Source organism: Pseudomonas sp. 2024-210, from assembly GCF_045062345.1.
In the GTDB taxonomy this organism is placed as follows: domain Bacteria; phylum Pseudomonadota; class Gammaproteobacteria; order Pseudomonadales; family Pseudomonadaceae; genus Aquipseudomonas.
Genome location: NZ_JBJGEJ010000020.1, coordinates 1 through 24764 on the forward strand (window position 1 = coordinate 1; position 24764 = coordinate 24764).

A 24764-nucleotide genomic window follows, 5' to 3' on the forward strand; every position below is an offset into this window, starting at 1 on the left:
GCTTCATTCTTGAAGGCTTGGGAGTGACGGGTACGGTTCTGTTTCATCGGGGTAGCGGTTCTTGCCATGGTTCACCTCGTTGCAGTTTATCGCTTAACGGGGTGTCCACTCGTGCTGGGCAAGATCAGTTCGCCGAGGTCGATCGGCATAATGCCGCGGCCCCAGGCCAGCCCGGTTTTACCCACCACAATGGGGAACGCGTCACCGACTTTCTGAAAGTCCTGGCCCTTGCGCTCATAGCGTTGTGCATTGCCTTGAGTGGCATCCCAGTCGGGGGTAGTTACCACGATCAGTTGGCTACTTGTTACGGGGATTTGTGCCAACGCCAAGTTTGAACACAGCAGTAGCAACAATGAGCAACTCTTTAAGAGAGGGTTCATAGTAGGGGTCCTTAACTGATAAGAGGAATAGATTGGCTGGGGTTGTTAGGCGTTATAAATTTAAACGTGCGTGCATTAATACAGCGTGCTGGATCAATAAATATAAAATAGTTATTTCGTAAGTGAGTGGCTGTGGATGAAACTATCAGCCACTAGGAAAGACGGAAAATGCTTATTTGTAAGGCAGTCATTCACTCTCGATATATCACTATGAGTGCGCATGCCGCGCACCATGACGGACCTTGGCAACGCCCGGCGGGGCAGTGCGGTAAGCTATAAACAACCACTGCTGAGTACTTGGCTGCACTCAATGGGTGCCCCCTGTTTTCGCGATATCTAATTAAAGTCAGGGGGCGATGTTGAATACGGGGCGGGGTTTATAAGGAGGCTGTTGTTTGCACGTTATCCAGACGTTCAAGGGTCACACTGACTCCCAGACTGGCTAATTGTTCGGCGAGCAGGGATATCTCTAATTGCAAGGATTCAGTGAAGTGTTGCTGGAAGGGAGTTGGAGAGCGGTAAAGCGGTTTAACCAGACTAATCTGGAAAGGCAATGAAAAGGCAAGCGGACGTATATTGACACCTTGCCCCTGAAACATGATCGCGGTCAGGGGGTTCAGGATCGCAATACCCAGTCCCGCTTGTACCATCGAACACACTGAAACGGCGCTGTGGGTTTCGACTTGGATAAATCGATCGATTCCCGCTTCCTTGAACATCACATCAAGCACTCTCCTGTAACGATCCCCCTTGCTGAAACTGACGAACGTCTGATCACTGACATCGTTCAGCGACAGGACATGTTTCTCAAGCAAAGGGTGGCCATCGGGCAAGATGCACACTTCGTCCACGCTCATCAGCAGTTGCAACTCAGTGCCGGGCGGGGCTTCATCATGCTCTGTGAGGCCAACATCGTGGCGTTGAAGGGTCAGTTGTTCCTCAAGCCATGGCGACTCCAAAGGCGCTATCTCGACACTGACACCGGGGTGGTTGGCTATCAGGTTCTTACACACTTGAGGGAGCAGCGCATGAGAAAAGGCGGGAATACAGGCCACAGAAAATGCGCCCTGAGAAAAGCGGCTCAGGCTCTCTGCGAACGAGACGATGCGGTCCAAGCCAATGAACGCAAGTTCTACCTCCTGAAACAAAACCACTGCCCGCGCCGTTGCATGCAGGCGGCCCCGCCCGCGCTCAAACAGTTCGAATCCTACGAGATACTCCAATCGCGCCAACTCACGGCTGACGGTGGGTTGGCTGGTGTGCAGCAGTTGAGCGGCGTTGGTGACACTCCCCGCCGTCATAATGGCGCGGAAAACTTCGATATGTCGCAAGTTGATCATAAAAGCGCTCTAAAACAGCGGTATACAGTCGTAACCTTCAGAGGCAGGATACATTCCAACCGGTCACGACATCTCGCCAAAGGTTTGATATCTGCAAATCGCTGGGCAGGCATCACTTTTTCTGGGGGCGAACTCGGCTATTGCTGTTGTGGTCCAGTGGTCACTTCTTTTCATAGCGGATAACTACTCTGCTCCAGTGCCAAGAGCTCCTCCACGCGCTGGCGACGGCGGATCAGTACATCATCGGCCCCTTCAATCAGCACCTCTGCGATCAATGGGCGCGTGTTGTAGTTCGAAGACATCGAGGCACCATAAGCACCTGTGTCTCGAATGGCGATGAGATCGCCCACTTTGCATTGGGGAAGCAGTCGGGAGAGTACCGTTCCATCCTCTGCTTGCGTGAATACGTCACCTGCTTCACACAACGGCCCTGCAACCACGCTGGATTGCAGGGGGCGCCTGGATGCAGTTGCATCCAGCAACTCGATACCGTGATAACTGCCGTACATGGACGGGCGCATAAGCTCGTTGAAGCCTGCGTCGAGAAGTACGAAGTGATTACTGCCGACCGGCTTGGTGGCCCGTACTTCACTCAACAGGCAACCCGACTGAGCCACCAGATAACGTCCGGGCTCGATCTCCAGACGCAGCTTATTTCCCAGAATCTGCTCGGCATTCTGGCGCGCAGCGTCCCACAGGCTGAAGTACTGGCGGGTATCGAGTGACGGTTCATCCGCGGTATACGGGACCGACAACCCGCCGCCTGCTGACAAGGCGCAGAGGGTCATTTTTGCGTCTTTGACTTGCTGCACGAGATCGAGCATGGCGTCGCTGACCCTGGCCAAGTGCTCATAGTCCACCCCGGACCCTATGTGCATGTGCAACCCGATTAATTGCAGGTTGTGCTTGCGGACAACCGACAGCGCCGCACCCAGATCGGTATGCCAGATGCCATGCTTGCTGTGTTCGCCGCCTGTGTTGGTCTTCTTGCTGTGGCCATGGCCGAAGCCCGGGTTGATCCTCAGCCAGACTTTGTGCCCGGGTGCGATGGCGCCCAGTTGCTCGAGCATATCGATCGAACCGGCGTTAACTGGAATGGCATGCTCCACCACGGTGGCTAACGTCGCGTCATCGATAAGGTCTGCAGTGAACACGATGGCTTCTTCGTTACCCTGACACGAATACCCCGCGGCCAGTGCTCTAAGGATTTCTCCGCGAGACACCGCATCTACCTGTACGCCTTGCTCGCGCATGAGCGTGAGGATATTGATGTTGGAGCAGGCCTTTTGTGCAAAACGAATGGTATCGAACTGGCGTAGATCATTGATGCGGTCACGAATGGTCTGTGCATCGTAAACCCACAAGGGCGTGCCGAATTTTTCGGCCAGGGACTGAAGGCGCTTTACGGGTACGTTTTTCATAGGCCCAACTCAAGGAAAAAGGGTGTGTCTCAGATCCTGCTTCCCGATCCGGACTAAAAGTTATATTGGCGTGTATCGGGTGATTGATTTATCGGTGTTCGAGGGCGCCAAAGCGCTTTTCTGCCAACTTCGACAGGTAGAGAAGCGGGTAGCAGTAGGCGAAATAGAGCAGGGCAATCACGCAGTAGATGAACATCAGGTGTTGCGGCATGCGGACAATTAAAACTTCGCCCTGGCGCGTGAGTTCAGTGATGCCGATGATGGATAAAATCGCGGTGCTTTTGATGATATTTACATACACGCTTCCCAACGGCGGCAGGGTCAGCGGGATGGCCTGCGGTAATACGACGTGAAACAGCGCCTGAAATTTGCTCATCCCGACTGATCGCGCCGCTTCAACCTGGCCATTGGGTACAGTCAGAATCGCGGAGGCCACAATTTCAGTCGCATAACTCGACGTGTACAGCGTCAACGATACGATAGCGGCGGTGTAGGCATTGAACTTGAATATCTCAAGGCCCGTAGCAGGCAGTACAAAATAGATGATGTAGACCTGCACCAGGTATGGAGTACCCCTGAACAGGTGCAGGTACAGACCGATGATATTTTTGAAGAAGAACTTGCTCTGTGAGCGGATGACCCCTAACACGATCCCCAGCAATACGCCGAGTGCAATGGCGATAAGGGATATCTGCACGGTCATCCACAGCCCTTTGAGCATGAAGGGCAACAGCGCCTGTAGCACTGTTGCTTTGGTCATGATCCATTCCATGATTATTTGATCCCCTGCCGAGTTTGCCAGTTGGCCCCGCATTTGCGGCGTACCAGGTGAGAGAGCAGTAGCAGCAGTACATAGATAAACAGGTAGCATGCGGCGGTGGTCAGGTAACTCTCGGTCGCCACTACCGAGTCTGAAAACATGTACAGGCCAGCGCTCATTAACTCGGTTACCGCGATGATGCTCAGCAGCGACGTATCCTTGATCAGGATGGCTGTCTGTCCTATCAGGGGGGGCGTAACGTTAGCCAGTGCCTGCGGCAGCACAACGTGGAGCATCCGTTGAAATGGACTCATGCCGACGGACATCGCGCCCTCGAATTGGCCGCGGGGAATCGATTCGATACCGGCACGGATAATTTCAGCCATGTAAGGGGTCGTGTGGATCGTCAGTGCGATAAGGCCAGTCTGTAGTTCATTAATGTGTTTGCCGAACGCAAACAGCGCTGGAAGACCGTAGTAAACCAAGTAGATCTGCAACAACAGCGGTGTGGCACGAATAAACTGGATATACGCCGCCGCCGGACGCCACAGTAAACCGTTTTTGGACATGCGCATGAGTGCTACAAATGTGCCAAAAAACACCGAAAGCAATAAACAGACTGATGCTATTTCAATGGTTGTCAGTACGCCGTTTAAAAATACATCCCGGTATTTGTAGACGACGCCAAAGTTGAAACTATCCAGTGCAAAACTCATTGCGACGTAACCTCATCCAGCAAGCCCAACTCTTTTTGTGCGCGGTAATAGCCAGCAGCTGGCCGCCCGGTTAAAGGTCGGCCAGGATCACCGCGCTCTAACCTTTACTTGTGGTCAGCTTCCCACGCCGTAGAGTTCCACCAGTAGTCGGTACGCTCTTTTAATCGTCCGTCGATTTCGATCAGGCGAATATAGTTATTGAGTGCCAACAGCAAGTGCACAGAGTCTGGGCGGGTGGCGAAGCTCAATGGCTCTTTGGTCATGGTTCCGTCGAGTACTTCCAGTTCAGGCGTGGCGTTAATGAAGGTCGCGATTTGCGCGCGGTCCGAGATGCCGGCATCTGCACGGCCGGAAACAACCGCTTGAACGGTCTGGGCGTTGCCTCCGCCGAATTCCTTCAACTGCGCCTGAGGGAGGATTTTTTTAGTCGCATCCGCATAGCTGGAAGCTTGGGTAGCGCCCACGGTAATTGCAGGATTGTTGAGGGCTTGCCACGATTTGAAATGCTTGTCTTTGTTGGCGAATGCCACCGTCTCCAGGTAGAAGACGGGATTGGTGAAAAGCACCTGCATATTGCGCTTGGCGGACGGTGTCATGTCGGCGGCGATAAGATCAGCCTTACCTGACGTCAATGCTGGAATGAGGCCTTTCCAGTCGTAGTCCTGGATGACCAGTTTGACGCCCATGTCATCGGCGAACATTCGGGCAATATCAACCGCCAGACCCGCGCGCTCACCGTTTTTATCAATAAAGCTAACGGGAGGGCCTTGGGTTTGCACGGCGATCGTAAGTGTTCCATTTTTGTTAATGTCATCCATGGCGTCGGCCTGTGCCAACATCGGCACGGTCGCTAATGCAGAAGCGACAAGAACATTTGCCAGCAAGCTTTTCAATAAATACATCGCACTATGCCTTTCTTTAATTGTGATTAATCGGCAGTTTATTGGGTTCAGCTTTTGTTCATTTCAGTGCGCCTTCTTTGGCGTCTTGTTTTCGTTGCGGCGGTTTAAATGCACGGTGCTGCTGACACGCGGCCCAAGAAACTTGCAACCCGGTCGCTGGGGGCAGCGAAAAACTTGTCAGCGGGCGCCTCATCTACAATCTGTCCGGCTTCCATGAAAATCACCCGGTCGGCCACGTCGCGAGCAAAGCCCATTTCGTGAGTCACCACGACCATGGTCATCCCTTCGGCGGCGAGTTCCTTCATCAATTGAAGTACCTCTCCCACCGTTTCTGGATCCAGTGCTGATGTGGCTTCGTCAAACAACATGACTTTCGGGTTCATCGCCAACGAACGCGCAATTGCAATGCGCTGCTGCTGGCCCCCGGAAAGCTGGTGCGGATAGTTATTGGCACGATCCGGCAGTCCTACTTTTTTCAGTAACGTGCGCGCTATATCCTCGGCTTCTTCTTTCGATCGTTTCAGGACGATTGTTTGCGGGATGACAATATTTTGAAGCGCTGTTTTATGGGCGAACAGGTTGAAGTTCTGGAACACCATGCCGACTTCTGCGCGCAATTTATTAATGTCTGTTTTGCGATCGGTCAAGCTGACGCCATCTATCCAGATCTGCCCCGAGCTAATGGTGTTTAACCCGTTAAGTGAACGCAGCAAGGTACTTTTCCCTGAACCACTTGGGCCGATGATGACGACCACTTCACCCCGGTTGATGTGATTGTCCACGTTTCTAAGTGCAAACACTTCTTGGCGACCATTAATGCCGCTGAAGACTTTCGATACCGACTCTATTTTTATAATGCATGACGACATAGGTTCATCAGCCATTTTAAGCCTCGTGTGTTTCCAGCAAATGTCCAGCAAACGCAACGACAGTAGGCCCCGTCAGAATGAGTTGTCCCTTATCGTCTTGTTCGATTGTCAGGGCTCCTCCCGGCATATACACCGTCACAATACTGGACTGAATCAGCCCCTTCGCTCTGGCCGCGGCCACGGCGCAACATGCTCCGCTACCACAGGCCTGGGTAAGAATGCCCGGTCGCTCCCAAACGGTCAGGCGCATGGCTGATTCACCAATGATCTGAGCAACGCCTATATTGGCGGACTCTGGCAGGAGTGGATCCTGTTGGGCCTGAGCGGCATGGCGCGGGATATCGATACTTTGTAAATCATCAACAAAGAACACCAGATGCGGGTTGCCGATATTCAGAGCAACGGCCTGTTGGAGCGGCCCGTGATTCATTCTGACATTCAGGGTGTCAGTGGCGTGTGCCAGTGGGATGGAATGCCATTGCAGATTGACTGTTCCCATCTCAACACTTATCTGACCGGACACTTTGTTGCGCCAGCATCGCAGGTTGCCACCGCCTGTTTCGATCAAAACCTGGTCTGTTTCACTTTCCTTTAAAAGAAGATCAGCGACACATCGCGTGGCATTGCCGCACGTTTGGACTTCGCTGCCATCGACGTTATAGATTCGCATGCGAGCGTACGCACCCAAGGTCGCACCGCTTAAGGTCGCAGACTCGATAACGAGCAACTGATCCGCTCCAACACCGGCTTCAACGCTGCAGATTTCGGCAATGACGTCAGGCGGTGGGGCAAAGGGGCGTTCACGGCCATCGACAATAATGAAATGGTTCTTCAGTCCGTGCATTTTTAGAAATGGACGTCCGAGCTTGAACATGTCAGACCAGATCGCCACGGGCAGATTTGCAGTCATCATGTAGGAATCTTATTCACGGAAAGTTGATGTAGATGAAACTATCAGCCACTACAACATCCGATAAATACTTATTTTGTCAGAGGCTATTCATTCCTGATATGTCCTGATTCGTCGCGTTCTTCGCACCATTACTGACCACGAACAAGCTCGACAGGTCAACGCCGCGAGCGAAAGCATTTGACGATCATCGCGGCTACGCACTGTTATGGCGCTTAATTCTTTTTTGCGAAGCGTATCTGATGCCCGCATTCGAGCTCATGGATCTCTTCTCGCCTATCTATCCAGCTGACTAGCGACCAATGGCGCTTGTCTGCGCCAGAATCCTCCCGGCGTCTTGTGCAGGAGGAAGACCAAACACCCGTGCATAATCCCTGCTGAATTGCGTCGCGCTTTCATAGCCGACCTCGAAGGCAGCAACCATGACGTTCTTGGCATTGGCCACCATCAGCGTTCTGGCCTGGAGTAGGCGAATCCGTTTCTGATACTGCAAAGGGCTCAGGTTGGTGACTGCCTTGAAGTGGCGGTGAAACGCCGAGACGCTCATTGATGCTCGTTCTGCCAAGCGCTCCACCCCAATGGGCTGCGCGAAGTCACGACGGATCCACTGGATCGCCAGGTTGACTCGCGCCATCGCACTGTCCGGGGCTGCGATCTCGCGCAGCATCCAGCCATGGGGCCCCTGGAGTACACGGAAGATAATTTCTCGCTCGTAAACCGGGGCCAGGGCTGCGATGGCGTCCGGGTCGCCCATCAATCGCAGCATTCGCACCCATGCATCCATCAGGTCGGTTGTGACTGACGCCACGCTAAACCCAAGCCTGTTCTCAACGCGGCCGAAAGGTTTAGGCAGGTCCGCAAATAGCGTCGACAGTACTGTGGGGTCAAGAGTCAAACTGACTGCCAAGTAAGGTTCTCCCGATTCGCTCGGATGCACAGATCCCACCGCTGGCAAATCAATGGACATGACGAAATAGGTCGCAGGGTCATACCGAAGCGTCCGATCGCCCACGGTCATGCTCTTACTGCCTTGCAGGATCACATTGATCATCGGGTCATAGACCGCCGCCAGCATGTGCTCGGGGATTTTGCCCTGAACCATGGCCACGCGAGGGATACCCGTTTCGGTACGGCGATTTTCAGCCTTGGCCGCTAGCGACCTGAGTTCATTCAGTTGATTGTCCATGCAGGCATGCTGACGCCAGAACTCAGCGCCATGCAAGCGATAAGCAGAAACAGGCAGGTTTCGAGTAGAAATGGGGCCGACCCTGGCGATCGTGTTGAGTACTGTGGGGCACCTATGAACCACAGAGGAACATCAGATGAGCGTAATCGTCATTACCGGTGGCAGCCGTGGAATCGGTGCCAGTGCCGCCGTGCACATTGCTCAGCGTGGTCTGGGGGTCATACTGACCTACAACGCTAATTCACGGGCTGCCGCGGGGGTCGTGGAACGCATTGAACGAGTCGGTGGCAAGGCTGTTGCTCTCAAGCTCGACGTGTCTGATGTTGGCAGCTTCGAGGCCTTTCGGCAGTCAGTGGTACTGGCCTTAAGGGAAACCTGGAATGCCACCACATTGAGTGGCCTGGTCAACAACGCCGGCTACGGTCTGTTCAATCCCTTGGCAACGGTCACCGAAGCGCAGTTCGATGGCCTATTCAACGTGCACCTCAAAGGCCCGTTTTTCCTGACCCAGACCCTGCTGCCGCTGTTAGCGGAAAACGCGAGTATCGTTAATCTGACCAGTGCCACCACCCGCGTCGCCACCGCGGGTGTGGCGCCTTATGCGGCGTTCAAGGGCGGGCTCGAGGTGCTCACCCGTTACATGGCCAAAGAGTTCGGCGAGCAGCGCATACGGGCCAACGCCGTATCACCCGGCGCCATCCGTACCGAGTTGGGTGGCGGTCTGAACGATGAGTTTGAGGCGAAACTGGCGGCGCAAACAGCACTCGGGCGGGTCGGCGAGCCGGAAGACGTCGCGCGTGTCATCGCCATGTTACTGTCAGAGGAGGGCGCCTGGATCAATGCCCAGACCCTCGAAGTGTCCGGCGGCTACACCATCTGAAGACCTGAGGATTTTGCCATGCTGGATCATATCTTTTTGTCCGTGAGCGATATTGCACGGTCCATCCGTTTTTACGAAGCTGCCCTGACCCCGTTGGGCATCACCGCGCGCCTGGACTACGACGGCAAAGACGGCCCGCCGGGTCATCCTGACCTAAAAGGCTTCGGTGCCAAGGGCCGGATGTTTTTCTGGTTACGTGAGGGTGTTGTCGAAGGGCGTGCGGTACATGTTGGTTTTATCGCGCACAGCAAGGCTGAAGTGGATGCCGCCTACGCCGCTGCCATGGATCTGGGGGCGATCGACAACGGCTCGCCTGGCGCGCGCTTGCACTACCACCCTGACTATTACGCTGCCAATGTGCTGGATCCGGATGGGTACAGCCTCGAATTCGTCTACAAAACATGGCAGCACGCCCAATGAGTACTCATTTGCGCGGGACCCTTGGCGCGCAGCAGCCGGTGGTTTCTGAAATCTATAGCGTGTTGCTTGGCGCTTGCTCAGTGAGCTCAGGCGCTGTCACGGGATAAAGTTCGTCTAGCACCCTCATCAGCGCCCGCTTGCGTGGATTTTCCAGGCCGAGCCAAGCCACGCCGATGCCTGCCCCGCTCATGGGCAGAGTCAGTGGTCGAATCACGACACCCGCGGGCAATGCCGATGCTGCGCCGCTTGGCAATATGCCAATGCCCAGACCGGCGGCCACCAACGCTAACTGTGTGGTGAACTCGCCCATTTCCCGGGCAATGGTCAGCGTCACTTTTCGTCTGTGAAAGCCTGCCAGCATTTGGTCATACAAGCCGGGAGCGAACTTGCGCGCTAGCACCAGTACCGGACATCCGGCTAGATCCTGAGGCTTTATACGAGGTTTGGCGCATAGCGGATTTTCTTGTGGCAGCGCGACGACCAGTGACTCTTCGAAAAGCATGCGTGTCTGTACGCCAGGTACATTCAAGGGCAGGCGCACCAAGGCAAAATCCAGGGCGTTGTCCAGCAAGGCCCGAGCTTGCGCTAGCGAAGGCATGTCTTTGAGCTCCAGTTCGATATGCGGGTAGCGTTGCTCCAGCGTACGGACGAGTTGCGGCAACAAGTGCGACAACGTTGAAGACACAAATGCCAGACGCAATATGCCAACCTCTCCGGCCGCCGCTTGCTGTAACACCTCAAGGGCGCGCCGGGCCTGGCGCAGGGTCGCCAAGGCCTCGGGCAGAAACAGCATTCCTTCCTCGGTCAACTCGACGCGGTGCCGGTTACGCTCGAATAACTGTGCGCCTACCTCTTCCTCCAGAGCTCGTATTTGCGCGCTCAGGGCGGGCTGGACTATGTGCAGGCGAACCGCTGCACGGCCGAAATGCAACTCTTCGGCCAGGGTCGCAAAAGCTTTCAAATGCTTGAGTTCCACATCTACTCCCGATGCAGCGTGGTCACGTGGTGATCACGAAGGGTGATCACAACATCACCATAAACGATTGGCATCCCGGCGCGATAGCAGTTGAAAGTGGCGTCATTGCCCATTCAACAACTCAGCGTAGGGAGACACACATGATCGACAGCTTTCGTCTGAACGGGCGTCGAGCGCTGATCACCGGTTCGGTACGCGGCATTGGCCTGGCTCTGGCTCGCGGGCTGGCACAAGCGGGTGCCCACGTGGTGCTCAATGGCCGCGATGCCGAGCGCGCTCAAGGTGCTTGCGCGCTGTTGCGCGATGAAGGGCTGGACGTCGATTACTCGGTGTTCGACGTGACCGACCACGTTGCTGTCGCAACGGCCATCGATGGTCTGGAACAGTGCCTGGGGCCGATTGATATTCTGATCAACAACGCTGGCTTGCAGCATCGCCAGGCGCTCCAGGATGTCAGCGCCGATGACTGGCACCGGCTGATGAGCACCAATCTTGATGGCGTGTTCAATGTGTCCAAGGCGGTCGCCCGCCACATGATTGCGCGCCGGCACGGCAAGATCATCAACATTGGCTCGGTGCAAAGCGAACTGGCCCGAAGGTCCATCGCACCTTACGCCGCCAGCAAGGGCGCCGTGCGAATGCTCACACGTGGCATGTGTGCCGACTGGGCCGGTTATGGGCTTCAGATCAATGCCCTGGCCCCCGGTTATTTTCAGACTGAATTGAATCAGGCGCTGGTGAACGATCCGGCGTTCTGCGAATGGCTGTTGCAGCGTACTCCCGCCGGGCGTTGGGGCAATGTAGAAGAGCTCTGCGGCGCGGCCGTTTTTCTCGCATCATCAGCGTCCAACTTCGTCAACGGTCAGACCCTTTTCGTCGATGGTGGCTTGACCAGCGTCGTCTAACTCTCACGCCAAGGACTCTCGCATGCCTCACTCCCTGCCAACCCTTTGCGGCTCAATCATGGGCTCGCCGTTTACGCTCTCGGCAAAGATCCACAACGCGGCTTACGCAGCGCTGGGCCTGGATTACACCTTTGTCTGTTTTGGCGTTGAAGATCCGGTCGCCGCCGTGGCAGCCATACGTACGCTGGGCGTGCGCGGCATGAACGTTTCCATGCCCTACAAAACCGCAGTAATGCCTCATTTGGACAAGATCGATGAATCGGCCCAAATCATCGGTGCGGTCAATACCATCAATAACGTTGACGGCGTACTGACTGGCTACAACACCGACTACCTTGGTGCAGTACGAGCCCTGGAAGAAGTCACCGATCTGTGCGCCAAGCGTATCGCCGTGATCGGTGCCGGTGGCGCGGCTCGTGCGGTGGTCTACGGGTGCTTGCAAGCGACGGCCGAGGTCACAGTGTTCAATCGCAGCATCGAACGCGGTGCTGCGCTGGCCGAAGAACTGGGGGCCCGATGGGGCGGGGGCGTCGAGGCGTTCACGGCCGAGGCCTTCGACATCGTCATCAATGCGACGTCCGTGGGCTTCAAGCAACCGGACAGTAACCCGTTGGACGGCCGTCTGGCCGGTCATCTGCTGGTCATGGATGTGGCCTTCATGCCGGTGCATACCGCGCTGTTGCTGCAAGCCCAATCGTTGGGTTGCCGCACCATTGCCGGCACCCGCATGTTAGTGCACCAGGCGTGTCGGCAAATCGAGTTGTACACCGGGAAAGAGGCTCCAATCGACATCATGGAGCAGGCCATGCTCCAGGAAATACAGCGGTTGAAATTGTAAGCAACCCTTCGACTGGTCAATAACAAGATGCCGTAAAGGCACCTGGAGGTACCCCATGACTCACGATCATTCTGCATCCGACATTGCCACGCCCCCCGACGCGCAAGCGCACAAGAAAGATTTGCACCGCGCGGCTTGGGCCTGCTCCCTGGGAAGTGCACTGGAGTACTACGACTTTGCGCTTTACACCCTGGCTTCGGCATTGATTTTCGGGCCTCTGTTCTTTCCGGAGCAGACCCGCGCCATGAGCCTGATCGCCAGTTTCGGTACCTATTTTCTGGGCTTTGCGATACGGCCTCTGGGCGGGGTACTGTTCGGCATGATCGGTGATCGTGTCGGGCGTAAGTTTGTGCTGACATCGACCGTGCTGCTGATGGGTATTTCCAGCACGCTCATCGGTGCACTGCCAAGCTTCCATCAAGTCGGCTACCTGGCTCCTACGCTGTTGGTGATCCTGCGTCTTCTTCAGGGGTTGGGCGCGGGTGCCGAACAGGCCGGAGCGGCGGTCATGATGACCGAATACGCCCCTGAGGGCCGGCGGGGCTTCTATGCGGCGCTGCCGTTCCTTGGCATCCAATTGGGCACCATCCTCGCAGCGTTGGTGTATTTCCTGGTGGTCAGCGGCAATGACAACGTGATCGAAAGCGGGCTGTGGCGGGTGCCGTTCTTCAGCAGCGTGGTGATCGTTGCGTTGGGTTTGTACATGCGTCTGTCGCTCAAGGAATCCCCGACGTTTATCCGCCTGAAGGCGCTCAAACGTGTCTGCGTCAACCCGCTTAAAAGCACGATGGCGCATTCCAAACCCACGCTGTTGATCGGCATTGGGCTGCGTCTGGGAGAAAACGGTGGCTCATCGATTTACCAGGCTCTGGCGGTCAGCTACATCGTTGGCGTGGTAGGGCTGCAAGGGCCGGTGGGGGTGTTGACCCTTATCTGCGCGGCCAGCCTGGGCGCGATGACCGTACCGATTGCGGGCAAGCTCAGCGACCGTTATGGCCGAGTCGTGGTCTACCGGGCCTTTGCTCTGGTGCAATTGGCACTGGCATTCCCGGTGTGGTGGGTGCTCAGTCTGGGCAATGTCGTAGCAAGTGTCATTGCTATCTCCATCGCCTTGGGCATTGGCACGTGGGGTATGTTCGGTACGCAGGCTGCGTTATTGCCGGAGTTGTTTGGCTCGCGTCACCGCTACATGGGGGTGTCGATCGCTCGTGAAGCATCGGCAGTGATCGCCGGTGGGATTGCGCCGATGATCGGGGCCGGCATCATTGCTCTGGTGGTGGCGAGCCATGACGGCGACGCCAGCGCAGGTATCGGCGCTTGGCTGCCCATAGCCTGTTACCTGACACTGCTTACACTGATCACCCTATACGCCACATTCAAAACCCCGGAAACCCTCAATCGCGACCTGGATGATCCGCGCGATGCCTGGGAAATAGCCCATGCCGACTCAGCAATGCATGTCCAGTCCAGCAGCACTCAAGGCACACGAACGGCGTGAGGGCCGCGATAATCACGATGTCGAGGTCACTTAATAGTTGTAAAAATCAGCTCCCGGCTGGCTGGGCAGGGCGGTTTAAGTTGTTTTGGGCGGGGCCGGTAGCAGTCGCCGGTACCCCGCAATCAGCTGTTGGCTGCTCTGCTTATTGCAGCAGACAAGTGGTTTACCTTCCTCGCCGAATAACCTGCTTGTTTTCAGGCTCCGAACTATCCGTTGCCTCGGTACATTTCCAGCTTTGACCCGCAGCCGCCACCTCGCCAATCACCAAAATCGCCGGGCTTTTCAGTTCAAAGGCCAACGCATCTTCGTACATTGAGGTCAGTGTGCTGCGTAACTCCCGTTGATGTGGCAACGAAGCATTTTCGATCATCGCCACTGGCGTGCGGCTGTCCAAACCCCCGGTCATCAAACTGCTACGGATATCCTCAAGCTTGGCCACACCCATATACACCACCAGCGTTGTGCCACTGCGTGCCAGAGCGGACCAATTGAGGCAGCTATCGTCCTGGGTATGAGCGGTAATCAAGGTAACGCCTCGGGCGACACCGCGCAGGGTAAGTGGAATGCCGCAGTTGGTAGCGCCCGCCAGTCCGGCGGTGATGCCGTTGACCAATTCCACTTCAATACCGCGGACGCCGAGCCATTCGGCTTCTTCGCTGCCACGTCCAAAAATGCATGGGTCGCCACCTTTTAGGCGTACCACGCATTTCCCTTGGCGGGCGTAGCGCAGCATCAACCGGTGGATAAAATCCTGCGGTGTGGAGCGGCAGCCCCCGCGTTTGCCCACGTGCACTATTCGCGCGCTAGGACAGTGCTCAAGCACGGCTGGATTGACTAGATCGTCGATCATCACCACATCGGCGTCGTGTAAGGCGCGCACAGCTTTAAGGGTCAACAATTCCGGATCACCGGGACCGGCACCAACCAACCAGACTTTTGCGCTCATGGGGTATTCCTTATCAGGGCAATTGGACGTTGTTTATCGTCATGCGTGCAGTAGCCAAATCAGCATCAGCATATTCACCAGCAGCGAACCCAACGCCAGCCCACGCCATACCTTCAGAGGCTCGCGCTCCAAGAGGGGTTTTGGCCGAGGGGTGGGTTGGTGTTCGCCTTGTTGCAAGGCCAGTAGCCATTCTTCAGCAGTTTCATAGCGCTGTACCGGGTTGCTGGTCAGGGCTTTATCGAGGTTGTGCACCAACCATTCAGGCAGGTCAGGGCGATAGCGATTGGCGGGTATTGGCTGGGCAAACCGTGGGCGCTGAAAGGCCTCGATTTCGCCATAGGGATAGTGGCCAGTCAGCAAGAAATACAACGTCACGCCGGCGCTATACAGATCTTGTACCGCACTGGGTGCGCTACCTGCATAAGCTTCCGGAGCGATAAAACTGGGAGTACCAGGCAGCTCCCCCGGAACATGATTTGAGAGGCCTGGGCAATAGGCCAAACCGAAGTCCAGCACCCGCAATTCACCATCACTGCTGAGCAGCAGGTTCTGCGGTTTGATATCCCGATGCAGGATGTTGCGTCGGTGCAGCATGCCCAGCGCTCGTAACAAGCGCGGGGCGATTTCCAGCCATAGGTTGAGGCTGAAGTGACCGTGCAACTGGTAATGCTCAGCCAAAGTGATGCCTGGATGTTCGCGCATCAAGTAGTACAGGTGCTGACGCTGGCTGGCGTGGTGAACTTCGGGAAAGTTACGCCCAGCAACCCGGCGCAGGAACCATTCTTCCTGCAATAAGGCTTGCCCGGCGGTGCTGTCATTTTCGCAGTGGGTTGCCAGCGTTTTTAGTAGCCAGGGTTGCTGCTGGGTATCGCGTACTCGATACAGCAGTGACTGGCGGCTGTGCCCTAACAGCGCCTCCACCTGCCAGCCTTCAAAGAGTTGCCCAGGCTTTAGCGTTGGTGGCAGTGGCCATTGCTCGATTTGGCCAAGGGCCTCGCCCAGGCTAGTTTCACCCAAGTCATCTATCCGTACCAATAAGGCGCTGGCATTGTCCTGACTGCCGGCCTGGTGAGCGGCATAAACCAACGCTTGGCACGCGGCCTGCAGTTGGCTTTCATCACGCAGAATACCGGCAATTGAAGCGTCACTGAGGGTTGCCCACACGCCATCGCTGACCAGCAGAAAACTCTCGCCCTGACGCAATTCGCCATCCAGGTAATCCACGACTAAATGCTGTTCCAGCCCCATGGCGCGCTTGAGTACGTGCTGCATGCCCGGCTGGTCCCACACATGATCTTCGCTGATGCGCTGTAGCTGCCCGGCGAACCAGCGATATACCCGGCAATCGCCTATGTGGGCGAGGGTGAAACGCCGTCCACGCAGCACTAAAGCGCTGAGGGTGGTGAGCAACGGCTGCCCACCACCGTTGGCATGTAGCCAACGGTTTTGCGCCAGCAGCAAACGGTCCAGAGATTGCGCCACACCCCAGGTTTGCGGGGTGGCGTAGTAGTCGTGGGCCAAGGCCTGCAAGCTCGAACGAGCAGCCAGGCCGCCGTCGGCGCACTGGCTGACGCCATCGGCAAGGGCAAACAAAAACCCCTTGCTGGCGGCTAGCGTCGGCGCCGGAGTGACCAGGCGCGTGGCGTCCTGGTTCTGCGCGCGCGGCCCGCGGGCGCTGCTTTGGGCGTAGCTCAGTTTCAAGGCCATAGCGAATGAATCAGACGCGCGCAGCGGTGAAAGCGGCCGAACCCCAAGTGGTTCTCCAGCGGCTCTTCACGCCGTGCATACCAAACCAGGCAATCACGCCAAGGCTGGCAAACAACCATAGGCCGATCTGATAGTCGCCGGTGTTTTGCTTGATGGCACCCAACCCTGCCGCCAACAAGAAGCCGCCGATGCCACCGGCCATGCCGATCAAACCAGTCATGACACCAATCTCGTTACGAAAGCGCTGTGGCACCAGTTGAAATACCGCACCGTTACCGGCACCCAGGCCCAACATGGCGCTCACAAACAAGGCCAACGCCGCGACTGAACTGGACAGATGGAAGCCCACTGCTGCGATGCAAATGGCCGCCAGGGCATACATGCCCAGCAGGGTGCGAATACCCCCAAAGCGGTCTGCAAACGCGCCGCCTAATGGGCGCATCAGGCTTCCACCCAGCACACAGGCGGCTGTGTAGTAGCCGGCGGTGACCGGGTTGAGGTCGTACTGGTCGTGGAAGTAGCCAGGCAGGGCGCTGGCCAGGCCGATAAAGCCGCCAAAGGTAACGCTGTAGAAAAACATAAACCACCAGCTATCGCGGTCACTCAGAGCCTTGAAGTAGTCGGCCATGGATTTGGCTTTGCTGCGCTTGGGCGCATTGCGCGCTAGCAGGGTGAAAACGATAAGGCACAGCACCAGAGGGATCAGTGCCAAACCAAACACATTGGTCCAACCAATCGCGGCCGCCAGGATCGGCGCAGCCAGGGCGGCAATTACGGTGCCGGAGTTGCCTGCCCCCGCAATGCCCATGGCCTTGCCTTGGTGCTCGGCGGGGTACCACTGTGAAGCCAGGGGCAGGGCTACGGCGAAGGAGGCGCCGGCCATGCCGAGGAACAGGCCCAGCAGCAACACTTGTTCATAACTGTGAACGCCCAACTGCCAAGCCACCAGCAGTGCGCTGATCACAATGATCTGGCCGAAAATACCGGCGGTTTTAGGCGACAGTTGGTCCGCCAGCATTCCCATCAGAAACCGCAGTAACGCACCGGCCAGAATCGGCGTGGCCACCATAAAACCGCGCTGTTGTGTGGTCAGTTGCAAGTCGGTGGCAATCTGCACAGCCATCGGACCGAGCAGGTACCACACCATAAAACTCAGGTCGAAATACAAAAAGGCGGCAAACAGCGTGGGGGTGTGGCCTGCTTTCCAGAAACTGTTGGTATTCATTTCCAGCACCTCATCTGCAATAGAGTCAACGAAGGTTGTAAGGCGGTTGGTCGTTAAGTACGGCCACTCCACCGGCTTGTTTCCGAGGCCAAAAATGCAAAAACGCCGCAGTCCCCAGTTCGCTTTCGCGATGGGAAGTGCGACGTCTTTGTCGTGGCGGGGTAACCGTCGTTGGCTACCTGCAGTAATACCTGAGCACTATGTGTGCCAGTTTCTTGCTGCTTGGCTTGCGCGGCTCAAGAGCGGGGTGTTCACTGTGGTGTTAGCGGGTTGGCCAGTCGATTGGAGGCTTGGCCATACCCTCTATGGTGCAACCGTGCTGCTTTGTGGAGCGTTAACCGAGCGCACTTCAGCCCAATAACTCATTCATGGCAATAATCTGCTCGGCCACCTGGATCAGTTTCTGTTGTTTGCTCATGGCCTGACGGCGCATCAGCGTATAGGCCTGCTCTTCGTTGCAGTCTTTCATTTTCATCAGCATGCCTTTGGCCAACTCCACCCGCTTGCGCTCGGCAAGCTGCTGATCGCGGGCCTGCAATTGCGAGCGCAGCACCTGGTCGCTTTCGAAGCGCGCCATGGCCACATCCATGATCGGCTGCAGACGCTGGGCATGGATGCCTTCGACTATGTAGGCGCTTACCCCAGACTTGATCGCCTGACGCATCACGCCGGGGTCATGCTCGTCGGTAAACATGACGATGGGATGGGGCTGGTCGCGGGTCACCAGCACCACCTGTTCCATCACATCGCGGCTGGGGGACTCGGTGTCGATCAGCACGACATCCGGACGCACTGCTTCCACTCGCGCGGGCAGGTCGATGGTCAGACCGGATTCGTCGATGACTTCAAATCCCGCCTCGCTCAAGGCAGCACGCAGGCGCCCGACTTTTTTCGAGGTGTCATTGATTAGCAGGATACGCAGCATGGTGGCCAGCTCCTGTCAGTGATCATTAAGGGCATGCAGGGCAAAACTGCGTGCGTAAGCTGCGGGGTCGGAGCCATCCCACACACAACCATCGAGCAAACGACTGCTGCGCATGGGCGTGCCCGGTAGTTGAATATCCAGGGCACTGGCTGCCGCGCCATACAATTCAAGCTGTTGCACCTGCTGCGCTACTGCCAGGTACTCTGGATCTTCGCGCAGCAGACCCCAGCGACGGAATTGGGTGATAAACCACATGCCATCAGAAAGGTAGGGAAAGTTCGCCGCACCCTTGTTGTGGAACCGCAGGGCATGCTCGTCTTGCCAGCGGTTACCGAGGCCATCGCTGTAATCTCCCAGCAGGCGTGGTTCGATACTGGCCAGCGGCGCATCCAGATACTCAGTGCTGCTAAGCAATTTCGCAGTGCTGAGGCGATTCTCACGGCTTTCTTCAATAAAGCGGCTAGCTTCCAGTATTGCCATTACCAGGGCGCGAGCTGTATTGGGATTTTGCTCTACAAATTCACGGGTGCAGGCCAGCACCTTTTCCGGGTGGTCAGGCCAAATGCTCTGGCTGGTGGCCAGGGTAAAGCCCTGGGCCTGGTCCACAGCATTTGCGCACCACGGCTCACCCACGCAAAAACCATCAATACGCCCTGCTTCCAGGTGCGCGAGCATTTGCGGGGGCGGTACTACAACGCTGTTCACATCCTGCAGCGGGTGAATGCCCTGGCTGGCCAGCCAATAATAAAGCCACATGGCGTGGGTGCCGGTGGGGAAGGTCTGAGCGAAGGTGAGTTTTGTCCCACTTTGGTGCACTCGTTGTTTCAGTGCACTGGTGCTGGTCACCCCGGCGTCTTTTAGCGGCTGCGACAGGTTGATACTTTGGCCGTTCTGATTGAGCCCCATCAATACCGCCATATCGGTAGCGGCGGCGCCGCTAATGCCCAGCTGAATGGCGTAAATCATGCCGTACAGGCTATGGGCAACATCCAGTTCGCCGCTCAGCAGTTTGTCGCTGATCCCCGCCCAGGACGTTTGACGTTGCAGGTTAAGGGTCAGCCCGTAAGGCTGTGCAAAGCCCTGAGTGGCGGCGACTACCAGCGAGGCGCAGTCGCTAAGAGGCATATAGCCGATATTCAGCACATTCTTTTCCAGGGCATCGCTGCCCGCCACCCAAGCCAGAGGGTGCAAAAGCAGTCCATCGCTCATACGGTTGTTCCTGAAAACGTTAGATCAAAAAAAACGCCGTACCTTCCGCGCTATAGAAGCCGGTCGAGCACGACGCCATTGTCAGTGCGGGCCGCCCTTGTCTTGCCAGACGACCTTTGTGGCAAAGGATAGCAATTGGTGTGCCGGGTTCTGCAAAAGAGCAAGAGTGGTGCGGCAAAGCCCCTCCCGCAGTTGAGTGCGTTCATTTGCCGGACTTGGGCTGCACTCACTTTTGCCTCAGGCCGCCACTGCCAACCACCTCAATAAATATCGCGCAAATAGCGTCGGTCTTTACTCATACCACTGACATACAAGGTCGCGGCGCCGCTGCTCATTTTGCCGTGGGTTTGCACGATTTTTTTCAGCGCGGCATCGACATCTTTGGCCATGCGGCTGGCGTCGCCACACACGCATACGTAAGCGCCCTGTTCCAACCAGCTCCATAGCAGAGCACCTTCTTCAAGCATGCGTTGTTGTACGTAGATTTTCTCCGCCTGGTCGCGGGAGAAGGCGGTGTCCATGCGGCTGAGCACACCGCTGCGTTGCCAGGCGCGCAGTTCTTCACGGTAGTAAAAGTCGCTACGCGCCCGTTGCTCACCGAAGAAAAGCCAGTTTTTACCGCCGCCCTGAGCTTCACGTTCTTGCAGAAAGGCGCGGAAGGGGGCTATGCCGGTGCCGGGGCCGATCATGATCAATGGCACTTGCGGGTCATTTGGCGGACGGAAGTGCGTCGATCGATGCAGGAAGATTCGTGCACCTTGTTGCCCTGCGCGATCAGCGAGGAAGGTAGAGCACACGCCGCCACGCTGCTGTTTGTTGTGCAGGTAACGTACGGTGGAGACCGTGATATGCACTTCATCCGGGCATACTTTTGGGCTCGATGAGATGGAGTACAGCCGTGGTTGCAGGGGCTTGAGCAGGTTGAGCAGTTCGGTCACGCTGAGGGGGACAGGGAACTCCAGCAGCAAATCGAGCAGTTGCCGGCCCCACAGCCAATCCTTGAGCCGGGCCGGGCTTTCACCCAGCAGCAACTCTTTGAGCAATGGGCTGGCGGAACGCTCGCTGACCCATTGCAGTTGCTGTGGGGAGATGCGGGCGATTTCCAGATGCGCTTCCAGGGCTTGGCGCAAGGACATGGCGGGCTGGTCTTTAAATTCGACGCTGCAATCGCCATCCAGCTTCAGAGCAGCCAGCAGTGCATTGACCTGTTCAGGGCAGTTGCTCGGCCACACGCCCAAGGCATCGCCGGCCTGATAGGGGAAGTCGTGGCCGCGCAGGTCGAAGGCGATATGGCGGGTTTCTTTTTCTGCACCTGTGCAATTAAGGATCCGGTTATCCAATTGTTGGGTCAGCAAAGGGTGTTGGCGGTCGTAGCAGCTGCTTTCCACTCGTGCGGGGCGCAAGGTGGACGGCATTTCCACCGCCGCGGTGATGCTGCTGGGCAATGAGGCGCAAACGCGACTAAGCCAGCTGTCCGCCGCTTCCTGATAGTCCGGCTCGCACTCTTGCCGTGGTTGCAAACGTTCGCCACCGAGGGCGGCCAAACGTTCATCGAGCTTGCGACCAAAGCCGCAGAACTGGTCGTAGCTGGAGTCCCCCAAGGCCAGCACGCTGAAGCGGCTATTGGCCAAGGCCTGAGCGTCTGCGCTTTCGAGGCTGCTCCAGAAGCTGCTGGCATTGTCCGGTGGGTCGCCATCGCCGAAAGTGCTCGTGACCAACAGAACACCTGAGCTGGTACGCAGGTCATCCAATTGCGCACTGTCCATGGGCAGCAGACGCGCGCGCTGGCCATTGTTGCGCAGACGCTGCGCGCAGGTCTGGGCCAAAGTCTCGCTATTGCCGGTTTGCGAAGCCCAGAGCACTAGCCATTGCTGGCCAGTGATTTCGGCCAGGGCAGGGTTAACCAACTGGCCCGATTGGGCAGGCATCTCATGGCTGCTATCTGAACGGGCAAACAACCCTGCCAACATACCGTCCAACATCAGGCGTTTGCTGGTCGGTAATGGGGCGCTGGCTGGCAACGTCGGCACGCCGCTCGCTCGCCCTTTGGCACTGCGCAGCCCCAGTAAGTAGCCCTGCATATACAGCTGTTCATTGGCCTCAAGCTGCAGCTGCGCCTGTGTGTCGAGGTTGAGCAAGCGAGCCAGGGCGTTAATCTGCATCGGGTGCAGCTCCTCGGAATCTGTGGTGTCTTCACAGGCCTCAACCAGCTCGCTAGCTGAAACTGTCGGGGCGGGTTGAGGGGTGACGACTTGCAGGCTGACAGCGCAGAACTTGAATGCGGGCTGCAGAGAAACGGGGTCCACGGCATCGCTGGTCAGGGCGTTGATGGCGAGCTCTTCGCCAAACACATCATTCCAATGAAAGGGCGCAAAGCAGTTGCCTGGGCGCACGCGGTCGGTGATCACTGCTGGCAGTTTGGCCACGCCACGACGGGAGCGAATGGCCACACGGATACCTTCTGAAATGCCCAGGCGTGCTGCGTCGCTGGGGTGAACTTCCACAAAAGGTCCCGGGTTCAGTTTGTTCAGGGTCGGCACCTTTCCAGTCTTGGTCAGCGTGTGCCATTGGTGCTGCAAGCGGCCAGTGTTAAGCACCAGAGGGAAGTCATGGTCGGGCAGCTCCGCGGGCAGTAGATGGGGGCGGGCAAAGAATTGCGCCTTGCCGCTATCGGTTGCGAATACCAGTGCCGGTTGGCTGCCGTCGGCGTTCAGGCTCAGTGTTTGGCTGGTGTCGTTATTCAAGTAGCGCAAAGGGTTGCGCGTCGCCCCTTGATTGTCGGCAATGGGCCATTGCAGCGGTTGTTCGCGAAGACGTGCATAGCTGGCGCCACGAATGTCATAACCGGTTTTCGGGTTCCAACAGCGTTTGATTTCTTCGAAAACCTCGGTGGCGCTTTCATAGCTGAAGGCCTCGCTGTAACCCATGGCGCAGGCGACGCGGGCGATGATTTGCCAATCGGCCAAGGTGTCACCCGGTGGCAACACAGCTTGCTGCATGAGTGTGAGGTTGCGCTCGGAGTTAATCATCACACCTTCGGCTTCGGCCCATAAGGCACCAGGCAATAGGATGTCGGCGTAGCGGTTGGTTTCCGTGTCCAAATAAGCGTCCTGGCTTATCACCAGTTCGGCCTTTTGCAGCGCGGCGATCACTGTCTGGCGGTTCGGCACGCTGGCCACCGGGTTGGTGCAAATAATCCAGCAGGCTTTGATATCGCCAGCGGCCATGGCGTCAAACATAGCCAAGGTGCCGTCACCCCCTTCGCTGCGCAGGCTGCCAGGCGGTATGGCCCACAACTGTTCGATAAAAGCGCGATCTTGCGGCACCAAAGCTGAGCGTTGCCCTGGTAGACCGGGCCCCAAATAGCCCATCTCGCGGCCGCCCATGGCATTGGGTTGGCCTGTGAGCGAGAACGGCCCGCTGCCGGTGCGACAGATGGCGCCGGTGGCCAGGTGCAGATTGCACAGGGCATTGGTGTGCCAGGTACCTTGCACGCTTTGGTTGAGGCCCATGGTCCAACAGCTCATCCAGTTTTCTGCTTCGCCAATCCACTGTGCGGTTTGACGAATATCGACTTCCTCGAGGCCGGTGATGGTGGCGACTTTCTCGGGTGTGTAATCCTCCAGAAAGCTCGGCATCACTTCCCAGCCTTCAGTAAAGGCCGCAATAAATGCGGGGTCGGTGTGGCCATTTATCACCAGCAGATGGAGCAAGCCATTGAGCAGCGCCAAGTCGGTGCCGGGGGCGATTTGCAGGTACAGATTGGCTTTGTCCGCAGTGGCGGTGCGCCGTGGGTCGATAACGATCAACTTGGCCCCGGCTTTCATCCGGTCCAGCATGCGTAGAAAAAGGATAGGGTGACAGTCGGCCATATTGGCGCCGATCACAACAAACACATCGGCATGTTCAAAGTCGCTGTAAGAGCCGGGCGGACCGTCGGCACCCAGTGACTGTTTATAGCCGCTGCCGGCGCTGGCCATGCACAGCCGAGAGTTCGATTCAATATGGCTGCTGCGGATAAAACCCTTGGTCAGCTTGTTGGCCAGGTACTGCGCCTCCAACGACATTTGACCGCTGACATACAGGGCAACGGCGTCTGGCCCGTGCTGATCAATAATGCCGCGCAAGCGGCTGGCAGTGGCGTTGATGGCTTGATCGATGCTCACCCGAGCCGGGTCGCGATTGCGCTCCTGGCGCATAAAGGCATGCTCCATGCGCCCTGCATTGGCCACGGTCTGGTTGCACGTACTGCCCTTCGTGCACAGGCGACCAAAGTTGCTCGGGTGTTGTTTGTCTCCGGATACTTTGACGATGAGGTTGTCTTGCACCTGCATCACAATTCCGCAGCCAACCCCACAGTAAGGACACACGCTGCGCACGGTTTTACCGGTGCTGTTATCCGCCATCTTGCTACCTCGCCAGGAGTCTCATGAAGACCCAGAAACGTAAAAAGGCGCCATGCTGCTCCTCGTCTTTCAACGGGAGTTGCACGGCGCCTTTGTCGTGTGTCTTTGCCTGAATGATTGAGCCATCGTCGTTGATAGCCTGTGCTTATGCTTAGCAATGGCTGGGCCAACACGTATCGGTGCGACTGCGGTGCTTTGTGGGATGTGCTTCAGCTGCGAGGTTTTGCTGGTTAGACCACCTTGCATAAAGACCTTACGCCGTACGTTTTTCCGCGGTTTTCGCCTTGTCTTAGGGCACCAGATAAAAATCCGCACTGTTTTGGAACTGTAATGAGGGTTCTTTAA

Annotated in this window: 21 protein-coding genes; 5 read left to right on the plus strand and 16 right to left on the minus strand. The window is 56.9% G+C overall.

The window, feature by feature from the left end; translation table 11 throughout:
* Positions 1-86 precede the first annotated feature (86 nt).
* The 9 genes from ACI7MX_RS20430 to ACI7MX_RS20470 all read right to left on the minus strand — a co-directional run bounded on the left by ACI7MX_RS20430 (position 87) and on the right by ACI7MX_RS20470 (position 8484).
* On the minus strand, positions 87-380 hold the full coding sequence (locus tag ACI7MX_RS20430; RefSeq protein ID WP_405585369.1) for a hypothetical protein: 294 nt from the start codon (positions 378-380) through the stop codon (positions 87-89).
* 377 nt (positions 381-757) lie between these two features.
* The gene (locus ACI7MX_RS20435; protein WP_405585372.1) at positions 758-1720 is read right to left on the minus strand and encodes a LysR family transcriptional regulator; all 963 of its coding nucleotides are present in this window, start codon (positions 1718-1720) and stop codon (positions 758-760) included.
* A gap of 170 nt (positions 1721-1890) precedes the next feature.
* Complete coding sequence (gene lysA, locus ACI7MX_RS20440) at positions 1891-3141, minus strand: diaminopimelate decarboxylase (RefSeq protein WP_314483102.1); 1251 nt, start codon at positions 3139-3141, stop codon at positions 1891-1893.
* A gap of 88 nt (positions 3142-3229) precedes the next feature.
* The gene (locus ACI7MX_RS20445) at positions 3230-3901 is read right to left on the minus strand and encodes an amino acid ABC transporter permease (RefSeq protein WP_314483105.1); all 672 of its coding nucleotides are present in this window, start codon (positions 3899-3901) and stop codon (positions 3230-3232) included.
* 14 nt (positions 3902-3915) lie between these two features.
* Positions 3916-4617 (minus strand): amino acid ABC transporter permease, encoded by a 702-nt coding sequence (locus ACI7MX_RS20450; RefSeq protein WP_405585375.1) that lies wholly within the window; start codon positions 4615-4617, stop codon positions 3916-3918.
* A gap of 104 nt (positions 4618-4721) precedes the next feature.
* Positions 4722-5519, minus strand: coding sequence for a transporter substrate-binding domain-containing protein (locus ACI7MX_RS20455; RefSeq protein ID WP_314483108.1), 798 nt, complete (start codon positions 5517-5519; stop codon positions 4722-4724).
* 104 nt (positions 5520-5623) lie between these two features.
* Positions 5624-6376 (minus strand): amino acid ABC transporter ATP-binding protein, encoded by a 753-nt coding sequence (locus tag ACI7MX_RS20460; protein ID WP_405586039.1) that lies wholly within the window; start codon positions 6374-6376, stop codon positions 5624-5626.
* A 28-nt stretch (positions 6377-6404) separates the two neighbouring features.
* A complete protein-coding gene (gene dapF, locus ACI7MX_RS20465; RefSeq protein ID WP_314483109.1) occupies positions 6405-7301 on the minus strand; it encodes a diaminopimelate epimerase in 897 nt (298 codons plus the stop codon).
* A 289-nt stretch (positions 7302-7590) separates the two neighbouring features.
* Positions 7591-8484: an AraC family transcriptional regulator gene (locus ACI7MX_RS20470; RefSeq protein ID WP_314483110.1), complete on the minus strand. Its 894-nt coding sequence runs from the start codon at positions 8482-8484 to the stop codon at positions 7591-7593.
* Positions 8485-8620: 136 nt separating this feature from the next.
* On the opposite strand from ACI7MX_RS20470, the gene ACI7MX_RS20475 reads away from it, so the two are divergent.
* Positions 8621-9364: an SDR family NAD(P)-dependent oxidoreductase gene (locus ACI7MX_RS20475; protein WP_405585380.1), complete on the plus strand. Its 744-nt coding sequence runs from the start codon at positions 8621-8623 to the stop codon at positions 9362-9364.
* A gap of 18 nt (positions 9365-9382) precedes the next feature.
* On the plus strand, positions 9383-9784 hold the full coding sequence (locus tag ACI7MX_RS20480) for a VOC family protein (protein ID WP_314483112.1): 402 nt from the start codon (positions 9383-9385) through the stop codon (positions 9782-9784).
* Between the two features lie 52 nt (positions 9785-9836).
* On the opposite strand, the gene ACI7MX_RS20485 is transcribed toward ACI7MX_RS20480, so the two are convergent.
* Positions 9837-10760 (minus strand): LysR family transcriptional regulator, encoded by a 924-nt coding sequence (locus ACI7MX_RS20485; RefSeq protein WP_405585384.1) that lies wholly within the window; start codon positions 10758-10760, stop codon positions 9837-9839.
* Positions 10761-10900: 140 nt separating this feature from the next.
* On the opposite strand from ACI7MX_RS20485, the gene ACI7MX_RS20490 reads away from it, so the two are divergent.
* The 3 genes from ACI7MX_RS20490 to ACI7MX_RS20500 are packed head-to-tail and all read left to right on the plus strand — an operon-like array spanning position 10901 to position 14001.
* A complete protein-coding gene (locus tag ACI7MX_RS20490) occupies positions 10901-11665 on the plus strand; it encodes an SDR family oxidoreductase (protein WP_405585387.1) in 765 nt (254 codons plus the stop codon).
* A gap of 22 nt (positions 11666-11687) precedes the next feature.
* Positions 11688-12503, plus strand: a complete 816-nt coding sequence (gene aroE, locus ACI7MX_RS20495; RefSeq protein ID WP_405585390.1) for a shikimate dehydrogenase — start codon at positions 11688-11690, stop codon at positions 12501-12503.
* Between the two features lie 55 nt (positions 12504-12558).
* On the plus strand, positions 12559-14001 hold the full coding sequence (locus ACI7MX_RS20500) for an MFS transporter (protein WP_405585393.1): 1443 nt from the start codon (positions 12559-12561) through the stop codon (positions 13999-14001).
* Positions 14002-14164: 163 nt separating this feature from the next.
* Here the strand turns inward: ACI7MX_RS20500 and cobA are convergent, their stop codons facing one another.
* From cobA to ACI7MX_RS20530, 6 genes are all read right to left on the minus strand, one after another.
* On the minus strand, positions 14165-14947 hold the full coding sequence (cobA, locus tag ACI7MX_RS20505; RefSeq protein ID WP_405585396.1) for a uroporphyrinogen-III C-methyltransferase: 783 nt from the start codon (positions 14945-14947) through the stop codon (positions 14165-14167).
* 39 nt (positions 14948-14986) lie between these two features.
* Positions 14987-16654 carry a protein kinase domain-containing protein gene (locus ACI7MX_RS20510; RefSeq protein ID WP_405585399.1) on the minus strand — a complete coding sequence of 556 codons (1668 nt, stop codon included), beginning with the start codon at positions 16652-16654 and terminating at the stop codon, positions 14987-14989.
* A gap of 10 nt (positions 16655-16664) precedes the next feature.
* Positions 16665-17879, minus strand: a complete 1215-nt coding sequence (locus ACI7MX_RS20515; RefSeq protein WP_405585402.1) for a nitrate/nitrite transporter — start codon at positions 17877-17879, stop codon at positions 16665-16667.
* A gap of 349 nt (positions 17880-18228) precedes the next feature.
* Complete coding sequence (locus tag ACI7MX_RS20520) at positions 18229-18804, minus strand: ANTAR domain-containing response regulator (protein ID WP_122785984.1); 576 nt, start codon at positions 18802-18804, stop codon at positions 18229-18231.
* Positions 18805-18819: 15 nt separating this feature from the next.
* Positions 18820-20013, minus strand: a complete 1194-nt coding sequence (locus ACI7MX_RS20525; protein ID WP_314483124.1) for a CmpA/NrtA family ABC transporter substrate-binding protein — start codon at positions 20011-20013, stop codon at positions 18820-18822.
* Positions 20014-20273: 260 nt separating this feature from the next.
* Positions 20274-24419 carry a molybdopterin-dependent oxidoreductase gene (locus tag ACI7MX_RS20530; protein ID WP_405585406.1) on the minus strand — a complete coding sequence of 1382 codons (4146 nt, stop codon included), beginning with the start codon at positions 24417-24419 and terminating at the stop codon, positions 20274-20276.
* Positions 24420-24764: the final 345 nt, after the last annotated feature.